The 18,255-nt window shown below is 67.1% G+C and carries 15 protein-coding genes and 1 tRNA gene; 11 read left to right on the forward strand and 5 right to left on the reverse strand.

The features are described from left to right. Positions 1-17 precede the first annotated feature (17 nt). Positions 18-1,007, forward strand: coding sequence for a 4-hydroxythreonine-4-phosphate dehydrogenase PdxA (gene pdxA, locus KF892_21520; GenBank protein MBX3627604.1), 990 nt, complete (start codon positions 18-20; stop codon positions 1,005-1,007). Here pdxA and KF892_21525 read toward each other — a convergent pair whose 3' ends face one another. Both KF892_21525 and mscL read right to left on the reverse strand, forming a co-directional pair. Continuing rightward, the gene (locus tag KF892_21525) at positions 1,008-3,734 is read right to left on the reverse strand and encodes a DUF1631 family protein (GenBank protein ID MBX3627605.1); all 2,727 of its coding nucleotides are present in this window, start codon (positions 3,732-3,734) and stop codon (positions 1,008-1,010) included. Positions 3,735-3,897: 163 nt separating this feature from the next. Further along, entirely contained in the window at positions 3,898-4,326 is a 429-nt protein-coding gene (gene mscL, locus KF892_21530) for a large conductance mechanosensitive channel protein MscL (GenBank protein ID MBX3627606.1), read from the reverse strand. Between the two features lie 194 nt (positions 4,327-4,520). Here mscL and petA point away from each other — a divergent pair, with 194 nt between their 5' ends. The 6 genes from petA to KF892_21560 all read left to right on the forward strand — a co-directional run bounded on the left by petA (position 4,521) and on the right by KF892_21560 (position 8,754). After that, positions 4,521-5,120 carry a ubiquinol-cytochrome c reductase iron-sulfur subunit gene (gene petA, locus KF892_21535; protein ID MBX3627607.1) on the forward strand — a complete coding sequence of 200 codons (600 nt, stop codon included), beginning with the start codon at positions 4,521-4,523 and terminating at the stop codon, positions 5,118-5,120. A gap of 32 nt (positions 5,121-5,152) precedes the next feature. Further along, the gene (locus tag KF892_21540) at positions 5,153-6,553 is read left to right on the forward strand and encodes a cytochrome bc complex cytochrome b subunit (GenBank protein MBX3627608.1); all 1,401 of its coding nucleotides are present in this window, start codon (positions 5,153-5,155) and stop codon (positions 6,551-6,553) included. Between the two features lie 26 nt (positions 6,554-6,579). Beyond that, the gene (locus tag KF892_21545; protein MBX3627609.1) at positions 6,580-7,350 is read left to right on the forward strand and encodes a cytochrome c1; all 771 of its coding nucleotides are present in this window, start codon (positions 6,580-6,582) and stop codon (positions 7,348-7,350) included. 122 nt (positions 7,351-7,472) lie between these two features. After that, a complete protein-coding gene (locus KF892_21550; protein ID MBX3627610.1) occupies positions 7,473-8,090 on the forward strand; it encodes a glutathione S-transferase N-terminal domain-containing protein in 618 nt (205 codons plus the stop codon). Positions 8,091-8,100: 10 nt separating this feature from the next. Beyond that, positions 8,101-8,631: a ClpXP protease specificity-enhancing factor gene (locus KF892_21555; protein ID MBX3627611.1), complete on the forward strand. Its 531-nt coding sequence runs from the start codon at positions 8,101-8,103 to the stop codon at positions 8,629-8,631. A 47-nt stretch (positions 8,632-8,678) separates the two neighbouring features. Continuing rightward, positions 8,679-8,754: transfer RNA gene (locus KF892_21560), tRNA-Thr, on the forward strand. Between the two features lie 62 nt (positions 8,755-8,816). Here KF892_21560 and KF892_21565 read toward each other — a convergent pair. Further along, positions 8,817-9,098 (reverse strand): DUF721 domain-containing protein, encoded by a 282-nt coding sequence (locus KF892_21565; protein MBX3627612.1) that lies wholly within the window; start codon positions 9,096-9,098, stop codon positions 8,817-8,819. 52 nt (positions 9,099-9,150) lie between these two features. Here KF892_21565 and KF892_21570 point away from each other — a divergent pair, with 52 nt between their 5' ends. The 3 genes from KF892_21570 (at position 9,151) to argJ (ending at position 14,273) form a co-directional block, all read left to right on the forward strand. Further along, the gene (locus tag KF892_21570) at positions 9,151-10,143 is read left to right on the forward strand and encodes a M23 family metallopeptidase (GenBank protein ID MBX3627613.1); all 993 of its coding nucleotides are present in this window, start codon (positions 9,151-9,153) and stop codon (positions 10,141-10,143) included. Positions 10,144-10,262: 119 nt separating this feature from the next. Further along, positions 10,263-13,013, forward strand: a complete 2,751-nt coding sequence (gene secA / locus KF892_21575) for a preprotein translocase subunit SecA (GenBank protein MBX3627614.1) — start codon at positions 10,263-10,265, stop codon at positions 13,011-13,013. 30 nt (positions 13,014-13,043) lie between these two features. Further along, positions 13,044-14,273, forward strand: a complete 1,230-nt coding sequence (gene argJ, locus KF892_21580; protein ID MBX3627615.1) for a bifunctional glutamate N-acetyltransferase/amino-acid acetyltransferase ArgJ — start codon at positions 13,044-13,046, stop codon at positions 14,271-14,273. Here the strand turns inward: argJ and KF892_21585 are convergent. Beyond that, on the reverse strand, positions 14,261-15,034 hold the full coding sequence (locus KF892_21585) for a hypothetical protein (protein MBX3627616.1): 774 nt from the start codon (positions 15,032-15,034) through the stop codon (positions 14,261-14,263). The genes argJ and KF892_21585 overlap by 13 nt on opposite strands. 217 nt (positions 15,035-15,251) lie before the next feature. On the opposite strand from KF892_21585, the gene KF892_21590 reads away from it, so the two are divergent. Then, entirely contained in the window at positions 15,252-16,616 is a 1,365-nt protein-coding gene (locus KF892_21590; protein MBX3627617.1) for an MFS transporter, read from the forward strand. Positions 16,617-16,622: 6 nt separating this feature from the next. On the opposite strand, the gene KF892_21595 is transcribed toward KF892_21590, so the two are convergent. Then, entirely contained in the window at positions 16,623-18,221 is a 1,599-nt protein-coding gene (locus KF892_21595) for a hypothetical protein (protein MBX3627618.1), read from the reverse strand. Positions 18,222-18,255 lie beyond the last annotated feature (34 nt).

Here is an 18,255-nt window from a genome sequence, read left to right on the forward strand (position 1 = left end):
CGCCGCTGGTCATCACGATGGGCGATGCCTGCGGCATCGGGCCCGAGATCATCGCCAAGGCGTTTGCCTCGGGTCAGGCACAAGGCGCGTTCGTCCTGGGCGACGTGGCGGTGATGCGCCGCGCGGTGGCGCAATCGGGGCAGGGCCTGGCTGTCGCCACGATCGAGCGGCCAGGCGATGCAGACGACTGCCCGCCGCGGTGCGTGCCCTTGCTGCAGGCCAGTGGATTGCCGGCCGATCTGCTGAAGGCGGGTGTGGGGCGCGTGGATGCCCGCGCCGGTGCGGCCGCTGCCGCTTGCATCGAACAGGCTGTAGGCCTGGTGCGGGCCGGGCGGGCGCGGGGCATCGTGACCGCGCCCATCCACAAGGAGGCGTTGTCGGCGGCCGGCGTCGGCTTCCCGGGCCACACCGAGATGCTGCAGGCGCTGGCTGCCGTCCCGGGCGAGGCGCTGCCGCCGGTGCGCATGATGCTGGCCAACGAGGAACTGCGCACCGTGCTCGTGACCATCCACATGTCGCTGCGCAAGGCGATCGATGCGGTGACCTTCGACGCGGTGCTCGAGACCCTGCGCATCACCGATCGCGCCATGCGCCGCGTCGGCATCGCGGCGCCGCGCGTCGCGGTGGCGGGGCTCAACCCGCATGCGGGCGAGGGCGGGTTGTTCGGCGATGAAGAGCTGCGGATCATCGCGCCCGCGATCGCGGCCGCACGGGCCGAAGGCATCGACGCCACCGGGCCGTTCGCACCCGACACCGTCTTCATGCGCGCCCGCCATGCGCCCGGCCACCCGGGTGAGTTCGACGTGGTGGTGGCGATGACGCACGACCACGGCCTCATCCCGGTGAAGTACCTCGGCGTGGAGCAGGGGGTGAACGTGACGCTCGGTTTGCCCTTCGTGCGCACGAGCCCTGACCACGGCACCGCGTTCGACATCGCGGGCACGGGCCGTGCCGATGCGTCGAGCCTGATCGCCGCCTTGCGCATGGCGCGGCGGCTGTCGGCGTAGCTACTTGCTGTTGGCCGTGAGCGCCGCGAGCTGCTTGCGGGCGCGTGCGGTCGCCCGCTCGATCAGATAGGAGCTTTCGAACGCCTTGAAGCGCCCGGTCTCGCACATGCGCGAGAGCATGCGCGCGGTGAGCGACACCGTCTCGGTGTGGCGCTTGCCACGGGTGAAGACGAAGAAGGCGCGCCCCGGGCTCACGTAGCTCAGGCGTACCTTCTGCCACTGGTCGTTCAAGTGCATGCGGTACGCGAAGCCGAGCTTCACGTGGTCCATCAGCTGCACGCCCTGCGTCGGCTCCGCGGGCTCGGCCGAGGCGTCGAGGTTGATGTCGAGCGTGGCGGCAAGGTCGAGGTTGAGGTCGACCGGCGAGGTGTCGGGCGCGCTGTTGACGGGCTCGGGCTCGGCCTCGACGGCGGTGAGGTCGATGTCGACGTCCTTCGACCAGTCGACCGCCGTCTCGCTGACGAGGCCGATCTGTTGGGCCTCGGTATCGGAGAACTGCGGCTCGAGGGCGGCGGCAGCGGCGCCGCCGGCAGTGCTCGTGATCGGCACGTCGCGCAGCAGCGCGTCGGGCTCGGGCACTGGCGTGTTGAACACGCCTTCGACCTGCTTGGCCAGCAGGTTGTAGTCGAGCTCGCTGAGCGGTGGAGCCTTGAGCGAGTCGGCGTGCGCGGGCAGTAGCTTGCCGAAGAAGTCTTTCTGCGCTGCCTCGGGCCAGCCGACGAGCTTCATGCCCTCGTTCAGGTCCTTCATCAGCGGCGGCAGCTGCATGAGGAACTTCTTGCGCAGCGCGGGCGAGCCCTTGGGCTGCACGCTCATGACGAGGTCGCGGCCGGCGCGCTTCAGGCGCTGCACCGTCTCGGACTGGGCGCCTTCGCGGCGCGTGGCGAGCGCGATGGTCTGGCTCCACACCTGGGCCAGGAAGTCGCGCAGATAGTCGGGCAGCGACAGAGGGCCGAGCGCGGTGCGCAGCTGCAGCATGTAGCGCTGCTGCACCCGCAGGTCGGACTCCTTGCCGTCGAGCACCGAGACGGCCTTGGCCGTTTCCTCGACCTCGGCCTTGGCCTGCTGGGCGACGAAATTCTCGAGCGCGGTGAGCTTGCTCGAGTACAGCTCGATCTGGTCGAAGTCGCCCTGGACGATCTCCTGCACCAGCTCGCGCACCCGCGCCATGAACTGCTTGCCGGTGCCTTCGTCGAGGTCTTCGAAGGCCGCCGCCAGCGAGGCCATGCGGTTGACGAAGCGGCGCACCGGGTGCTTGCGCGACGAGAAGAAGCTGTTGTCCTGCAGCGCCACGCGCAGCACCGGCAGCTGCAGGCGGGCGATCTGGCGCGCCATCTGCGGCGGCACGCGCGGGTCGGAGAGGATCTGGTCGAAGAGGCTGCCGACCACGTCGATCACCATGTGATCGAGGGCGCCGGTGGACGCCTGGCGCAGCTCGTCGCGGTGCGCACGGATGAGGTTGGCGGCCATCAGGCCGGAGGCGAGGTCGCCGTAGCCGCTGCCGCTTGTCACCGCGCCGCCGGCGGATCGCGCGCTGCCGAAGCCGCTCGTGCCGCCCAGGCCAGAGGGTGCGGTCGGTCCTCCGAGATCGGCTGGACGTGTGGCGAGGAACGTCAGGCGGCGGATCAGCGCCATCATCTCCGCGTCGGCCTGGCCCCCCGGGGCGCCGGTACCGGATGGTCCGGCGCGGCCGCCCAGGCCACCGCGCCCTGCGCCCTCGGCTGCGCTGCGGCTCGTGCTGGTGGGGCTGGCCTGGGACGCGGTGGCCCCGGGCGGCCGACCGCCATAGGAGGCCGGTTGACTAGGCACGCCCGCGTAGCCACCCCCTTGTCCAGCGACGCCGGGCCCGGATCCGCCGGCACCGTGGCCTCCTCCCAAGCCCGCGAGTCCCGGCCCGACACCCACGCCACCTCCACGTCCCGTGGCCGGCCCGGACCGGCTCGGTGTGCCAGCATTGGTGTCTTCGAAGCTGGCGTGAGCACTTCCGCTGAAATGTCCGCCTCCGGTGGACTGGTCGTGCTCGCGGCGCAGCTTGTCGTAGCCGGAAATCACGTGGTCGCGCGCGATCTCGTTGCCAGGCCCTTCAACGCCGCGCACGGTGAGGCCCACCGGCTGGATCCCGCGGGCGCGGAAGTCTTTCAGGATGTCGGCATAGCACTGCGGCATGACGCGAGACATGCCGATCGCCAGCTCGCGGGCCAGGATCTTGCGGCAATCGCGGTCGTTGCTGACCGAAGTGATCGCGCGGTACATGGCTTCGCCCAGCACCTCCCCGCGCAAGGGGTTGCGCTCATGTTCGGCACGGCCGATGCCGAGCAACTGGCCGGTGTACGAGGCGATCTCGCGCAACTCCCATTCGCAGCCATGGCTGATGGCCTGGCCGATGCGGTCGGCGTGCATCTGCTCTTCGACTTCGTTGTCGTCGACGAGGCTGAGCGACTGCCAGTCGGTTTCGGCCAGGCTGCGGCCGGTTTCGCGGTTGGGGCTGAGCTCGCGCGTGACGCGCTTGGCGAGGGTATCGGCGAACACGAGCACGAAGGTGCTCATGTGGCGCCGCAGGTCAAGCTGGGTGTTGATCAGCGCGTCACGGTCGAAGATGCGCGTGGCGGCCGAGGCCAGCACGCCCAGATGGTCGCTCACACGATCCGCGACCGTGGCCGTGGTCGTCTTGATGTGATGCATGGCTGCGTCGAACGCAGCCTGGGCGCGTGGGTCGGTCTGATTCATCTCGAACGGTGCCGAGCTCGGCCGGCCGGGACGCGCTCATGTCTCGCCTTTTGAGCGCACGTCCTGCAAGTATGGGGCCAAACCGACGGCGGCCGCCACGGCGTTGCCCCGCGGCGACGGGCCGCCTGGGGCCGCAAATCAACCGCCCGTGCCGGCGGCCTGCCTACTTCTTGAGCGCGTCGCGGATCTCGCGCAGCAGCACCACGTCTTCCGGCGTGGCGGCTGGCGGGGCGGGTGGTGCCTCTTTCTTCAGGCGGTTGATCTGCTTGACCATCATGAAGATGATGAAGGCGAGGATCACGAAGTTGAGCGCCACGGTGATGAAGTTGCCATAGGCGAAGAGCGGCACGCCGGCCTTGGTGAGCGCCTCGTAGGTCATCGGGCCTTTGAAATCGGCCGGCGGAGCCGACAGCATGATGAAGTAGCTGGAGAAGTCCAGCCCGCCGATGATCTTGCCGATGACGGGCATCACGAGGTCCTTGACGATCGAGTCGACGATCTTGCCGAAGGCCGCGCCGATGATGACGCCGACCGCCAGGTCGACGACATTGCCCTTCATCGCGAATTCCTTGAACTCGGTGGCGAATCCCATGGGTTCCTCCTGAAAATGGGTGCGGCACAGTATTGCCGAGCCCCCCGGGATGTCAAGGCGCGCCGGCGGCCTGTGGCCTGCTCGCCGCGCGGCACGAGGCAGCGGCCGATGGGCTTGACACGTCCGCTAGAATCGTCGGTTGCCCCCTGATTAGAAGCTTTCTTCTGTAAAGAAGACGTATTCCGAGGACCTCCATGAGTGACCAGCAAGTCGATCAAGGCCGCCGCACGTGGGTTGCCATCGCCTGTGGTGCAGGCGCAGTCGGTGGTGTCGCCACCGCCGTGCCCTTTGTCAGCACCTTCCAACCCTCTGAGCGGGCCCGTGCGGCTGGCGCGGCTGTCGAAGTCGACATCAGCTCGCTGAAGCCGGGCGAAAAGGTCACCGTCGAATGGCGTGGCAAGCCGGTGTGGATCATCAAGCGCACCCCCGAGCAACTGGCCGCGCTGCCCAAGATCGACGCCCAGCTGGCCGACCCGAAGTCGACCCGCAAGCCCGACGAACTCACCCCCGAATACGCCCGCAACGAGCACCGCTCGATCAAGCCCGAGATCCTGGTCGCCGTGGGCATTTGCTCCCACCTCGGCTGCTCGCCCTCCGACAAGTTCCAACCCGGCGCGCAGCCTTCGCTGCCCGACGACTGGGCCGGCGGCTTCCTCTGCCCGTGCCATGGTTCCACCTTCGACATGGCTGGCCGCGTGTTCAAGAACAAGCCCGCCCCTGACAACCTCGAAGTGCCTCCGCACATGTACCTGTCTGAGACCCGCCTGCTGATCGGCGAAGACAAGAAGGCCTGACCCCAGGCGCAGAGGCAATTCAGGAGAACAATATGGCCGAGTTCAAGCAAGTCAGCCCCAATGCCCCGATCGGCGAGAAGCTGATGACGTGGGTGGACAACCGTTTCCCCGCGAGCAAGCTCTACAAAGAGCACATGAGCGAGTACTACGCTCCGAAGAACTTCAACTTCTGGTACGTCTTCGGCTCGCTCGCGCTGCTGGTGCTGGTGATCCAGATCGTCACCGGCATCTTCCTCGTGATGCACTACAAGCCCGACGCGAACCTGGCGTTCGCCTCGGTCGAGTACATCATGCGCGACGTGCCCTGGGGCTGGCTGGTGCGCTACATGCACTCCACCGGCGCCAGCGCCTTCTTCATCGTGGTCTACCTGCACATGTTCCGCGGGATGATCTACGGCAGCTACCGCAAGCCGCGCGAGCTGGTGTGGATCTTCGGCTGTGCGATCTTCCTGTGCCTGATGGCCGAAGCCTTCATGGGCTACCTGCTGCCCTGGGGCCAGATGTCGTACTGGGGCGCCCAGGTGATCGTGAACTTGTTCGCGGCCGTGCCCTTCGTCGGCCCCGACCTGGCGCTGCTGATCCGCGGCGACTACGTCGTGTCTGATGCGACGCTGAACCGCTTCTTCAGCTTCCACGTGATCGCCGTGCCGCTGGTGCTGCTGGGCCTCGTTGTCGCGCACATCATCGCGCTGCACGAAGTGGGCTCCAACAACCCCGACGGCGTGGAGATCAAGGCCAAGAAGAACGCGGCCGGCATCCCGCTCGACGGCGTGCCGTTCCACCCGTACTACACGGTGCACGACATCTACGCGACGAGCATCTTCCTGTTCTTCTTCGCGGCGGTGGTGTTCTTCGCGCCCGAGTTCGGTGGCTACTTCCTCGAGTACAACAACTTCATCCCGGCCGACCCGCTGAAGACCCCGGCGCACATCGCTCCGGTCTGGTACTTCACGCCGTACTACTCGATGCTGCGGGCCACGACCGATCAGATGGTCTACGTGCTCGTCGCGCTGGTCGGCCTGGGTGCCGTGCTGGCCATCGTGCGCGGTGGCTTCTCGGGTCTGGGCAAGCTGGCCATTGCGATCGGTGCGCTTGTCGCCGCCGGCCTGCTGCTGACCTTCGAGGCCAAGTTCTGGGGCGTGGTCGTGATGGGCGGTGCCGTCATCATCATGTTCTTCCTGCCCTGGCTGGACCGCGCCGAAGCCAAGTCCATCCGCTACCGCCCGAGCTGGCACAAGGTGATGTACGGCATCTTCGTCGTCGTGTTCGCGGTGCTGGGCTACCTCGGGGTGCAGCCACCGTCGCCCACCGGCGAAAGGGTGTCGCAGGTCGGCACGCTCTTCTACTTCGGCTTCTTCCTGCTCATGCCCTGGTGGAGCCGCATCGGCCAATCCAAGCCGGTGCCTGACCGCGTGACCTTCAGCGCCCACTGACGAGACGCAAGCCGGAATCACACACCATGAAGAAACTCATCCTCATCCTGCTGGCGTCGTTCGGCTTCACCGCGGGCGCCGTGGCGGCCGAAGGTGGCATCGCCTGGGACCGTTTCCCCGTTGCGAAGACGACCGACGTGGCATCGCTGCAAAACGGCGCCAAGCTCTTCGTCAACTACTGCCTGAACTGCCACTCGGCCTCGTTCATGCGCTACAACCGCCTGCGCGACATTGGCCTGTCGGAAGACCAGATCAAGAAGAACCTCATGTTCGCCACCGACAAGGTCGGCGACACGATGAAGACCACTCTGGACCCGAAGCAGGCCAAGGAATGGTTCGGCGGCGTGCCGCCCGACCTGACCGTGATCGCCCGTTCGCGCGCCGACATCGGCAAGGGTTCTGGCGCCGACTACCTCTACACCTACCTGCGCAGCTACTACCGCGACGACACCAAGGCGACCGGCTGGAACAACCTCGTCTTCCCGAGCGTGGGCATGCCGCACGTGCTTTGGGAGTTGCAGGGCCAGCGCGCGCCGAAGTACGTCGAGGAGAAGGACCCGCACCACGAAGGCAAGACCGTGCACCGCTTCGTCGGCTACACGCAGCTCACCCCGGGCACGCTGAGCCAGAACGACTACGACGAAGCCGTGGGCGACCTGGTGGCCTTCCTGCAGTGGATGGGCGAGCCCGCCCAGCACGACCGCGTCAGGCTCGGCGTCTTCGTGCTGCTTTTCCTGGCCCTCTTCACGTTCATTGCGTGGCGCCTGAACGCCGCCTTCTGGAAAGACGTGAAATAAGCGAACGCGAGGCGGCCGGGATCCCCGGCCGCTGACCGTCTGCGGAGTGGAGCGCTGCCACCCTGGCCCGCCCACTCCGTTTGTGTTTTGCAAGACCTCATCTGCTCAAAGGAGCCGCCATCATGATGGTGCTTTACTCCGGAACCACCTGCCCCTACTCGCACCGCTGCCGCTTCGTCCTGTTCGAGAAGGGCATGGACTTCGAGATCCGCGACGTCGACCTCTTCGCTAAGCCCGAAGACATCGCGTTGATGAACCCGTACAACGAGGTCCCCATCCTGGTGGAGCGCGACCTCATCCTGTACGAGTCGCACATCATCAACGAGTACATCGACGAGCGTTTCCCGCATCCGCAACTGATGCCGGGTGACCCGGTGGCCCGTGCGCGCGTGCGCCTGTTCCTGCTCAATTTCGAGAAGGAGCTCTTCGCCCACGTCAACGTGCTCGAGGGGCGCAGCACCGGTGCCAAGCCGAACGACAAGCAGCTCGAGAAGGCTCGCTCGCAGATCCGCGACCGTCTGACGCAGCTCGCGCCGATCTTCCTGAAGAACAAGTTCATGCTGGGCGACGACTTCTCGATGCTCGACGTGGCCATCGCCCCGCTGCTGTGGCGCCTCGACTACTACGGCATCGACATGTCGAAGAACGCCGTGCCGCTGCTGAAGTACGCCGAGCGCATCTTCTCGCGCCCCGCCTACATCGAAGCGCTGACGCCTTCCGAGAAGGTGATGCGCAAGTAAGCGCACTCGCATGAGCCTGATCCCGACGACACCGGGCAATGCCGGGACATCCACCCGGCCTTACCTGATCCGTGCCCTGCATGACTGGTGCACGGACAACGGCTTCACGCCGTATCTGGCGGTGTACGTCGATGCCAGCGTGCAGGTGCCGTTCGAGTATGTGAAGAACAACGAGATCGTGCTCAACGTCGGCTTCGAGGCCACCACCTCGCTCAAGCTCGGCAATGAGCTGATCGAGTTCAAGGCACGCTTCGGCGGTGTGTCGCGCGACATCGCCGTGCCGGTCGATCACGTGATCGCGATCTACGCACGTGAGAACGGGCAGGGCATGGCCTTCCCGGTGCCCAGCGAGCCGGCCACGGTGGCGTCACCCGAGCCCGCACCCGTCGCGGATCGGCCGACGCAGCCGGGAGGCCTGCGTCTCGCCACCGGCGACGCCTTGCCGGCCACCGACGCGCCTGCCGGCAAGCCCACCGATGACGGCGAGCCGCCCGAGCCTCCCGCGGGTGGCGGACGGCCTGCGCTCAAGCGCATCAAGTAACCATCGTGAACGGACGCAAGTCCTAGAATCACAAGCGTTTTGCGTTTGCCCTTGTAGCTCAGCTGGTAGAGCAGCGGTTTTGTAAACCGAAGGTCACGGGTTCGAATCCTGTCGGGGGCACCATCTCTTCGAGTTCTTCTCAGCGGCACTGATACGTCTCGTATCAGCTCGGCGTTTGCGTGGCCTTACGCCGATTGAACCTTGATCCTGATTGAAGTAACCTGCCATCCCCGTTGCTTGAGTGCATCCTCGAGCCGAGGTTGAAGCTGGCGCAGCTTGGCTGCCACGGCGGCGTTCGCCGCCAGCAACGACCACCCGTCGCCATCCACGGGTCCGGGTTTCACGTGAGCGGCCAGAGCCGCCGGCAAGACAGGGCGCACAGCGTCGAAGCGGTCGTTCGATTCCCGCATCAGCTGTTGCAGGCGCGCAAGAGGGGGGCTCGAGGCCATGGCTTCCTGCATGCGCATGGCGTTGGGGGTGACCGGGGGCTGCTTCGGGTTCACCGCAAGGAGTTTAGCGATGCAGATCATGATCACCCACGGCAACATGGCGCGCACGCGCGTCCTGCACTTCAACCGCCTGCAGCTGATCGCCCTCGCCATCGGTTTCCTGATCGGGCTCTTGGCCTTGTCGGGCACCATCTACCACGTCATCTTCCTCAAGGCCGCCCGCGAAGGCTGGCCGGTGGTGAGCCAGATCGTGCGCCTCGTGGTGCGTGACGAGTTCGCCCAGCGCGACCGCTTCATGCGCGAGAACCTCGATGCCATGGCGCAGAAGGTCGGCGAGATGCAGGCCAAGCTCATCAAGCTCGAAGCCATCGGCGAACGGGTCTCGGGCCTGGCCGGCGTGAAGCCGGACGAACTCAAGCAGATCGCCCCGGCCTTGCGTCGCGGTGGACAGGGTGGCCCGTTCGTGCCGGCCCGCAAGCCGTCGCTGGAGCAGCTCAACGGCATGATGGACTCGCTCGACGAGTCGGCCGAGCAGAGCGCCGACCTCTTCACGATGATCGAGTCGCGCCTGTTCGAAAAGCGCCTCGAAGCGCTGATGGTGCCCAACAGCCCGCCGATCAACGGCGGTGTCGGCTCCGGCTTCGGCTTCCGCTCCGACCCGTTCTCGGGCCGGCCGGCGCTGCACACCGGCCTCGACTTTCCCGCCGACGTGGGCACGCCCATCATGGCGGCCGCGGGTGGCGTGGTGCGTTCGACCGACTTCCATCCGGCCTACGGCAACCTGCTCGAGATCGATCACGGCAATGGCCTGGCGACCCGCTACGCCCACACCTCCAAGATCCTCGTGAAACCAGGGGACCTCGTGAAGCGTGGTCAGGTCGTGGCTCAGGTCGGCACCACCGGGCGCTCGACCGGGCCGCATCTGCACTTCGAGGTGAGCGTGGAAGGCGTGCTGCAAAACCCCGCCAAGTTCCTCTCGGGGAAGGCGCCGCCCGCCCTGCCGCGCACGGCCGCCGCCACTGCCAACACAGCAGCCCCAGCCACGGTGCAGGCACCCCGCTGACCCACCCGGCGGGGTCAAACCCGCGGTGTAAGATTCGCGGCTTTTCCCGCGCTGCGCGGGCTCTGTGCGCGCGTGCGTCCAGGGCTTGCAGTCCCTCGCTCCAAATCCCCTGACGCTGCATGTTGCCCAAAGTCCTGACTTCGATATTCGGTAGCCGCAACGACCGCCTGCTCAAGCAGTACCGGGCAGTGGTGCAGCAGATCAATGCGCTGGAGACGCAGTTCGAGAAGCTCGACGATGCGGCGCTGAAAGCCAAGACCGACGAGTTCCGCAAGCGTGCGGCCGCAGGCGAGTCGCTCGACAAGCTGCTGCCGGAAGCCTTCGCCGTCGTGCGCGAAGGCAGCAAGCGCGTGCTGAAGATGCGCCACTTCGACGTGCAGCTCATCGGCGGCATGGCGCTGCACAACGGCAAGATCGCCGAAATGCGCACCGGCGAAGGCAAGACGCTGATGGCCACCTTGCCCGTCTACCTGAACGCGATCACCGGCAAGGGTGTTCACGTGGTGACGGTGAACGACTACCTGGCCCGCCGCGACGCCGAATGGATGGGGCGCCTCTACACCTTCCTCGGCCTCACTGTTGGCGTGAACATGCCGCAGATGCCGCGCGAGGAGAAGCAGGCCGCCTACGCCGCAGACGTCACCTACGGCACCAACAACGAGTACGGCTTCGACTACCTGCGCGACAACATGGTCCACGAGACCGCCGATCGTGTGCAGCGGGGCCTGAGCTACGCCATCGTCGACGAGGTCGACTCGATCCTGATCGACGAAGCCCGCACGCCGCTCATCATCAGCGGCCAGGCCGAAGACCACACCGAGCTCTACGTGCGCATCAACGCCGTGGTGCCCAAGCTCAAGAAGCAGATCGGCGAAGCCGACCCGCGCACCGGCGAAGGCGTGATCGAGCCGGGCGACTTCACCGTCGACGAGAAGTCGCACCAGGTCTTCCTCACCGAAGAAGGCCACGAGAACGCCGAGCGTGTGCTGGCCGAAGCCGGCCTGCTGGTCGAGGGCGCGAGCCTTTACGACCCGCAGAACATCACGCTGATGCACCACGTGTACGCCGCGCTGCGGGCCAAGCACCTCTACCACCGCGACCAGCACTACGTGGTGCAAGACGGTGAAGTGATCATCGTCGACGAATTCACCGGCCGCCTGATGACGGGCCGCCGCTGGTCCGATGGCCTGCACCAGGCCGTCGAAGCCAAGGAAGGCGTGCAGATCCAGAGCGAGAACCAGACGCTCGCCTCGATCACCTTCCAGAACTACTTCCGCATGTACGGCAAGCTGTCGGGCATGACCGGCACGGCCGACACCGAGGCCTATGAATTCCAGGAGATCTACGGCCTCGAGACCGTGGTCATCCCGCCCAACAAGCCGACCGCCCGCAAGGACGAACTCGACCTCGTCTACAAGACGAACAAGGAGAAGTTCAACGCGGTCATCGAAGACATCCGCAGCTGCCACGAGCGTGGCCAGCCGGTGTTGGTGGGCACGACCTCGATCGAGAACTCGGAGCTGATCTCCGAGAAGCTCAAGGCCGCCAAGCTGCCGCACCAGGTGCTCAACGCCAAGCAGCATGCGAAGGAAGCCGAGATCGTGGCCCAGGCCGGCCGCCCGGGCGTGATCACCATCGCCACCAACATGGCCGGCCGCGGCACCGACATCGTGTTGGGCGGCAACGTCGAGAAGCAGGTGCAGCTGATCGAGGCCGACGAGTCCATTCCCGAAGCCGACAAGGCCGCGCGCATCAAGCAGCTGCACGACGAATGGCAAGGCCTGCACGAGAAGGTGAAGGCCGCTGGTGGCCTGCGCATCATCGCGACCGAGCGCCACGAATCCCGCCGCATCGACAACCAGCTGCGTGGCCGATCCGGCCGGCAAGGTGACCCGGGCTCCTCGCGCTTCTACCTGTCGCTCGAAGACCCGCTGATGCGCATCTTCGCCGGCGACCGCGTGCGCGCCATCATGGACCGCCTGAAGATGCCCGAAGGCGAGGCCATCGAAGCCGGCATCGTCACGCGCAGCATCGAAGGTGCGCAGCGCAAGGTCGAGGCTCGCAACTTCGACATGCGCAAGCAGCTGCTGGAGTACGACGACGTCTCCAACGACCAGCGCAAGGTCATCTACCAGCAGCGCAACGAGATCCTCGAAGCGGCCGATCTCACGGCCCAGATCACCAACCTGCGCGAAAGCACGCTGACCGACGTGGTGCACACCTACGTGCCGCCCGAGAGCGTGGAAGAACAGTGGGACCTCGACAGCCTCGAGAAGACGCTGCGCGAAGAGTGGCAGCTGGAGCTGGCGCTCAAGGCGCACGTGGAGAAGAGCGCCGCCGTGTCGGCCGAGGACATTGTCGAGATGGTCGTGAAGGCCGGCAACGACGCCTTCCAGGAAAAGCTCGACCGCGTGGGCACCGAGCAGTTCATGCCCTTCGAACGCATGATCCTCTTGCAGTCGATCGACCAGCACTGGCGCGAGCACCTGGCCGCGCTCGACTACTTGCGCCAGGGCATTCACCTGCGCGGCTATGCGCAGAAGAACCCGAAGCAGGAATACAAGCGTGAGGCCTTCGAGCTCTTCAGCCAGCTGCTCGACGTGGTGAAGATGGACGTGACGCGCGTGCTGATGACCGTGCGCATCCAGACCCAGGAGCAGGTGGCCGAAGCGGCCGAGGCCATCGAGCAGCGTGCCGAGGCCATCTCCAACGTCACCTACACGCACCCGAACGAAGACGGCAGCGTGTCGCAGGAGACCGATGCCGCGCAGGCCGTGGCCGACCAGTACCTCGGCAAGGTCGGTCGCAACGACCCCTGCCCGTGCGGCAGCGGCAAGAAGTACAAACAATGCCACGGGAAACTCGCCTGAGTTTCTCGGCCCCTCGACCAGGAGCCTTGCATGCCTGTGAACCTGAACGCGCCTGACCCCAAGGCGCTCTTCCCCGTTTCCGGCGTCAAGCTGGGCATCACCATGGCGGGTGTGCGCAAGGCGAATCGCCGCGACCTGACCGTCATCACGCTGGCCGAAGGCTCCCAGGTGGCCGGCGTCTTCACCAGCAACCGCTATTGCGCGGCGCCGGTGCAGCTGTGCCGCCAGCACCTCGCCGGTGGCGCTGCGTTGCGCGCGATGGTCATCAACACCGGCAATGCCAACGCCGGCACCGGCGAAGACGGCTTGGCCCGTGCGCGCGCCACTTGCGTGGCGCTGGCGAAGCAGCTGAAGCTCACCCCTGAGCAGGTGCTGCCGTTCTCCACCGGCGTGATCATGGAGCCGCTGCCGGTCGACCGCATCGAGGCCGGGCTGCCCGCCGCCATCGCCGACCTGAAGGAAGACAACTGGGCGACCGCAGCCGAAGGCATCATGACCACCGACACGCTGCCCAAGGCCGCGTCGCGCCGCATCAGCCTCGGTGGCAAGACGGTCACCATCACCGGCATCAGCAAGGGTGCCGGCATGATCCGCCCCAACATGGCGACGATGCTCAGCTTCCTCGCCACCGATGCCGCCATCGCGCCTGCGCTGATGCAGGGCCTCACACAACAGGCTGCCGACCGTTCGTTCAACCGCATCACGATCGACGGTGACACGTCGACCAACGATTCGTTCGTGGTCGTCGCCACGGGTGCTGCCGGCAACGCGCCCATCACCCAGCTCGACAGCGGCGACGGCGCGCTCCTGCGCGACGCCGTCTTCGCCGTGGCGACCGAGCTCGCACAGGCCATCGTGCGCGACGGCGAAGGCGCCACCAAGTTCATCACCGTGCAGGTCGACGGCGGCAAGACCGAGGCCGAGTGCAAGCAGGTGGCCTACGCCATCGCGCACTCGCCGCTGGTGAAGACGGCGTTCTTTGCCAGCGACCCCAACCTTGGCCGCATCCTTGCCGCGGTCGGCTACGCCGGTATTGCCGACCTCGACCAGTCGCGCATCGAACTCTTCCTCGACGACGTGCACGTGGTGACGAGTGGCGGGCGCAAGCCGAGCTACCAGGAAGCCGACGGCGCGCGGGTGATGAAGCAGGCCGAGATCACGGTGCGGGTCGACCTCAAGCGTGGCAGCGCCCAGGCCACGGTGTGGACCTGCGACCTCAGCTACGACTACGTCAAGATCAACGCCGACTACCGCAGCTGAGCGCGGTGCGTGTGGCCGCTGGCGTGCAGCAGCACGCCCGCGGCGAGTGCGGCCATCAGGTGCTTGAGCGTGTGGCCGCTCACGGTGTGCAGTGTGATGCCCAGCACGGCGGCATCGGCCACCTCCAGCGCTTTGGCGAAAGCGTAGAGCGCGAGCGCCGTCCACCATGCCGATGCGGGCACTGCCGCCGTGGTGAGTGCGCGCAGGCGCAGCAGCAGCGCCGCCGGGATCAGCAGCATCGGCATGAATTGCACCAGCACGTAAGGCCGCAGGTCACCGGCGCCGAGGGCATTGCCGATGCCCCACCAGGCCACCGCGGCCGTGCCGCTCACCAGCGCGATGCCGACCACGGCGGGTGACTGCCAGCGGGCGTGCACACGCTCGGCGAGGAAGGCACACAACAGCGCGGCACAGGCCCAGGCGATGGGCAAACGATCGATCAGCAGTGAGAGGTCGTTCGGTTGCCAGTGGTAGACCGACGACCCGAGGGCGGTCGCGCCAATGGCCATGCAGAACGCTTGCCAAGCCGCACCCGCGCCGCGCAGGCGCGGCCAGGCCCAGCCCGCAGCCAGCGCGAAGGGCAGGTTGCTCAGCACGTTCCATGCGTGGGGCACGACACCCAGGGCGCGCGCATCGGCGAAGTGGTGGTAGTCGGGCCATTGCACGAGAGGGCCATGCAGGGCGAGGCCCGTGATGGCCAGCAGGGCCAGCCACAGCAGCACGAGACTGTGCCGGGAAGCGGATTGGAGGTGAGCGGGCATGGCGTGGCGCAGGTGAAGACCTCGCCATCGTGAGCGCCCGAGCCGGTGCTGCCAAGCGCCGGTGCGCCGGGTACGAGGGCCTCGCACCCGCGGTATCACGCCGAGCCACCGCGGTGGCTGCCATGGGACGAGCCCCTAGTTTGTTGCAGGTCTTCGACAGCATGCACATTTCCCACATTGCAACGTGTGACGCTTGCCACACGCGTGCCACAGAAGAATGAGGAGACCCTCGATGTTGAAACGGCTGGCGAGCCTGTGGAGGCACCGGCAGCGCTGGCTGGCGCTGCCGCCCCACGACCTGCTGCGCGACGCGGCGTATCGGCGCCTGTGGAGCTCGATCCTCATCAGCTCCTTCGGCGGACAGGTGACGATGCTCGCCTTGCCGCTCACGGCGGCGGTGCTGCTGCATGCCACGCCGATGCAGATGGGGCTGCTCACCGCGACGGAGATCGTGCCCTTCGTGCTCTTCTCGCTGCCGGCCGGCGTGTGGCTCGACCGCGTGCGCAAGCTACCGGTCTATGCCTTCGGCGAGTGCCTGCTGGCGCTGGTGGTGGCAAGCGTCACGCTCGCGTGGTGGCTCGGTTGGCTGACGATGACCTGGCTCTACCTCGTCGGCTTCATCATCGGCTCGGTGTACACCGTGGCCGGCTCCGCTGCGCAGATCGTGCTGACGCAGGTGGTCACGCGCGACCGCCTGGTCGAAGCGCATGCGAAGAATGCGCTGGCCACCTCAGGCGCCGAGGTGGCCGGCCCCGGCGTGGCCGGCGCGCTCATCAAGCTCGTGGGGGCGCCGCTCGCCCTGCTGGCCGATGCGGTGCTGCTGGTGGTGTCGGCCCTGATCCTGCGCGGCATCGAGATCAAGGAAGACCGCCGAGCGCTGCGAGACGCCGACTTCTGGCGTGACCTCAAGACCGGCGTGCGCTTCGTGCTCGGCACGCCCTTGCTGGTGTCGCTCGCGGTGACGATGGGCCTCTGGCAGATGTGCCACCACGCGGCCATCGTGGTGCAGATCCTGGTGGCCACGCGCACGCTCGGGCTGAGCGAGCAGCAGGTCGGCCTGAGCTACGTGGGCATGGGCGTGGGCACCATCGTCGCGAGCGTGTTCGGCAACCGCATCAGCCGGCGTGTGGGCCCGGGGCCGAGCCTCCTGATCGGCTTTGCGGTGTGTGGCGCGGGCTGGCTGCTGCTCGCGGTGGCGCCGGCCAACCGCTGGGGCGTGGCGGCGTTCGCCGCGATGCTGGTGCTCTTCAGCGCGGGTGCGGTGCTCGTCTTCATCAATTTCCTCGCGATGCGACAGGCGGTGACGCCCGAGCCGCCGCTGGGCCGCATGACGAGTGCAATGCGCTGGTTCACGCTGATGCCCGCGGGACCGGGGGCGCTGCTCGGCGGCCTGCTGGGCCAGACCGTCGGGCTGCAGGCGGCGATGGGCTTTGCCGGTGCCACGGCGCTGCTGCTCGCGGTGGCGGCGTGGCGCTACTCGGCGATCGCGGAGGTGAAGACGCTGCCGAAGGCGGAGCTGGCCGAAGACTGGGTGGGGGCCGAGGCCAGCGTGTCGCCGGCCTCGGTGCTGGAGCGCACGTGACGGGTGTCAGGGGATGTGGGTCGTGAGGCGCACCAGCGAGTTGGCCGTGCCGGGGCGGGCCAGGTAGAAGTCCGTCACGAAGCCGGGTGTCGACAAGAGCGCAGCGGTGGCGGCGAGCACAGTCGGCCGGCCGCTGAAGCCCCAGCCGCTGACGTAGAGGCTGAAGATATCGGCGCTGTTGTACGAGAGCGTGCCCAGTGCCGTGGTGCTGCCGGACTGGAGGTCGTGCGACCTGATCGTGCCGTTGGTGCAGTGGCCTGCGCTTGGCACGTCGCACCACATCACGGTGTCGAGGTTGCCGATGGACATGTTCTGCACCGCCGGGTTGCTCACCGGCATCGGGTAGCCGCTGTTGAGGGCGGTGATCAGCCGGTCGTTGCTGCCATCGATGCCGATGCGGCGCATCACCCGCGACGAGCCCAGGTTGCTGTACACCACGTCGTTGCCATGGACGCCGACCACGTACTTCGAGCCGAAGGCGGTGGCCAGCGCCAGTGGCGTGCCGCCCAGCTTGGGCACGGAGAACACCTGGCCGACGCTGGTGTCGGCGCCCTGTTGGACGACGACGTGGCCGTTGGTCATCCCGCGCAGGGTCACGCTGCTGCCATCCGCACTGGCCATCGTGGCGAGGTTGCTCACCGTGCCGCTCGCGTCGATGCGGCGCAGCAGGAACCCGCTGATGCAGTACATCGCGATGTCGTCGCTCACGCATTCGGCATCGCCATTGCTGCTGACGGTGATCGAGAAAGGCGTGGACGGCGAGGAGAGCGTGGCCGAGCCGGCAGACCAGTCGAGGCGGACGACCGAGGTGCCCGATCTCGCGTAGGCGCTCGTGGTGAGCGGCCCGCCCGGCCGGAAGGCCAGCAGTTCGAGCGGCAGTCGTCCCGCGCCACCGACGACGTCGCTCACGTAGGCGAGGGTGGGGCTGTAGAGCGCCAGCTTGGCGGGAACCGTGCGGCTGTCGTAGGCGATGAAGCCGAGCAGCGCAGCGCTGGCCGGGTCCGGCAGCGCGCTCGTGATGCGCACGCCGTCGGGCAGCGAGGTCGGGAGATCGGTGGCCGGCGTGCCGTGGCGGACGAACACCGTGCGGTTGTCAGGGCCGGCGAAGCAGCTGCCGTCGGCGCCCGAGGTGGTGACTTCGACCCAGCCGTCATCGCCGCTGCTGTATGAGAACGGGTGCCAATCGTCGACAGAGCACGCGTCGGCCACCGACGAGATCTGCCGTGGCTGGGTGTTCTGGTTCTTGCGCAGGCTGACCTGGAACAGGCGCCCGTTGCGCACGTAGTACACCGCGGTGCTGCTGCCCAGCGTCAGGCGGCGGCCGGTGGTGTCGAAGCTGAGGTGCGACACCTCGAGGTACTGGTCGACGAGCGTCGAGAGCCGCAAGGGCGTCGGCTGTGCCGGGTCGACCACCACCAGGGTTTCGGCCTGGCCGGTGGGGCCGAAGCCTGCTACCAGCAGCTCTTCCTGCGCGGGAGGTGGGGGCGGCGGAGGGGGCGGCGTGCCGGGGGCGTTGCTGCCGCCATCGTTGCCACCACCACCGCATGCGCTGACGAGCAGCACAGCACTGCACAGCGCCCACAGGCGGGCGCGAGACTTGTTCATGGTTTCCTCCCTCTGTTGATTCCTACCGGCTTCT

This window comes from Rhizobacter sp. (assembly GCA_019635355.1).
In the GTDB taxonomy this organism is placed as follows: Bacteria; Pseudomonadota; Gammaproteobacteria; order Burkholderiales; family Burkholderiaceae_C; genus Rhizobacter.

Coding starts and splice junctions, on each gene's coding strand:
- pdxA (MBX3627604.1), top strand. CDS start 18: ATGGGCGATGCCTGCGGCATCGGGCCCGAGATCATCGCCAAGGCGTTT.
- KF892_21525 (MBX3627605.1), bottom strand. CDS start 3,734: ATGAATCAGACCGACCCACGCGCCCAGGCTGCGTTCGACGCAGCCATG.
- mscL (MBX3627606.1), bottom strand. CDS start 4,326: ATGGGATTCGCCACCGAGTTCAAGGAATTCGCGATGAAGGGCAATGTC.
- petA (MBX3627607.1), top strand. CDS start 4,521: ATGAGTGACCAGCAAGTCGATCAAGGCCGCCGCACGTGGGTTGCCATC.
- KF892_21540 (MBX3627608.1), top strand. CDS start 5,153: ATGGCCGAGTTCAAGCAAGTCAGCCCCAATGCCCCGATCGGCGAGAAG.
- KF892_21545 (MBX3627609.1), top strand. CDS start 6,580: ATGAAGAAACTCATCCTCATCCTGCTGGCGTCGTTCGGCTTCACCGCG.
- KF892_21550 (MBX3627610.1), top strand. CDS start 7,473: ATGATGGTGCTTTACTCCGGAACCACCTGCCCCTACTCGCACCGCTGC.
- KF892_21555 (MBX3627611.1), top strand. CDS start 8,101: ATGAGCCTGATCCCGACGACACCGGGCAATGCCGGGACATCCACCCGG.
- KF892_21565 (MBX3627612.1), bottom strand. CDS start 9,098: ATGCGCATGCAGGAAGCCATGGCCTCGAGCCCCCCTCTTGCGCGCCTG.
- KF892_21570 (MBX3627613.1), top strand. CDS start 9,151: ATGCAGATCATGATCACCCACGGCAACATGGCGCGCACGCGCGTCCTG.
- secA (MBX3627614.1), top strand. CDS start 10,263: ATGTTGCCCAAAGTCCTGACTTCGATATTCGGTAGCCGCAACGACCGC.
- argJ (MBX3627615.1), top strand. CDS start 13,044: ATGCCTGTGAACCTGAACGCGCCTGACCCCAAGGCGCTCTTCCCCGTT.
- KF892_21585 (MBX3627616.1), bottom strand. CDS start 15,034: ATGCCCGCTCACCTCCAATCCGCTTCCCGGCACAGTCTCGTGCTGCTG.
- KF892_21590 (MBX3627617.1), top strand. CDS start 15,252: ATGAGGAGACCCTCGATGTTGAAACGGCTGGCGAGCCTGTGGAGGCAC.
- KF892_21595 (MBX3627618.1), bottom strand. CDS start 18,221: ATGAACAAGTCTCGCGCCCGCCTGTGGGCGCTGTGCAGTGCTGTGCTG.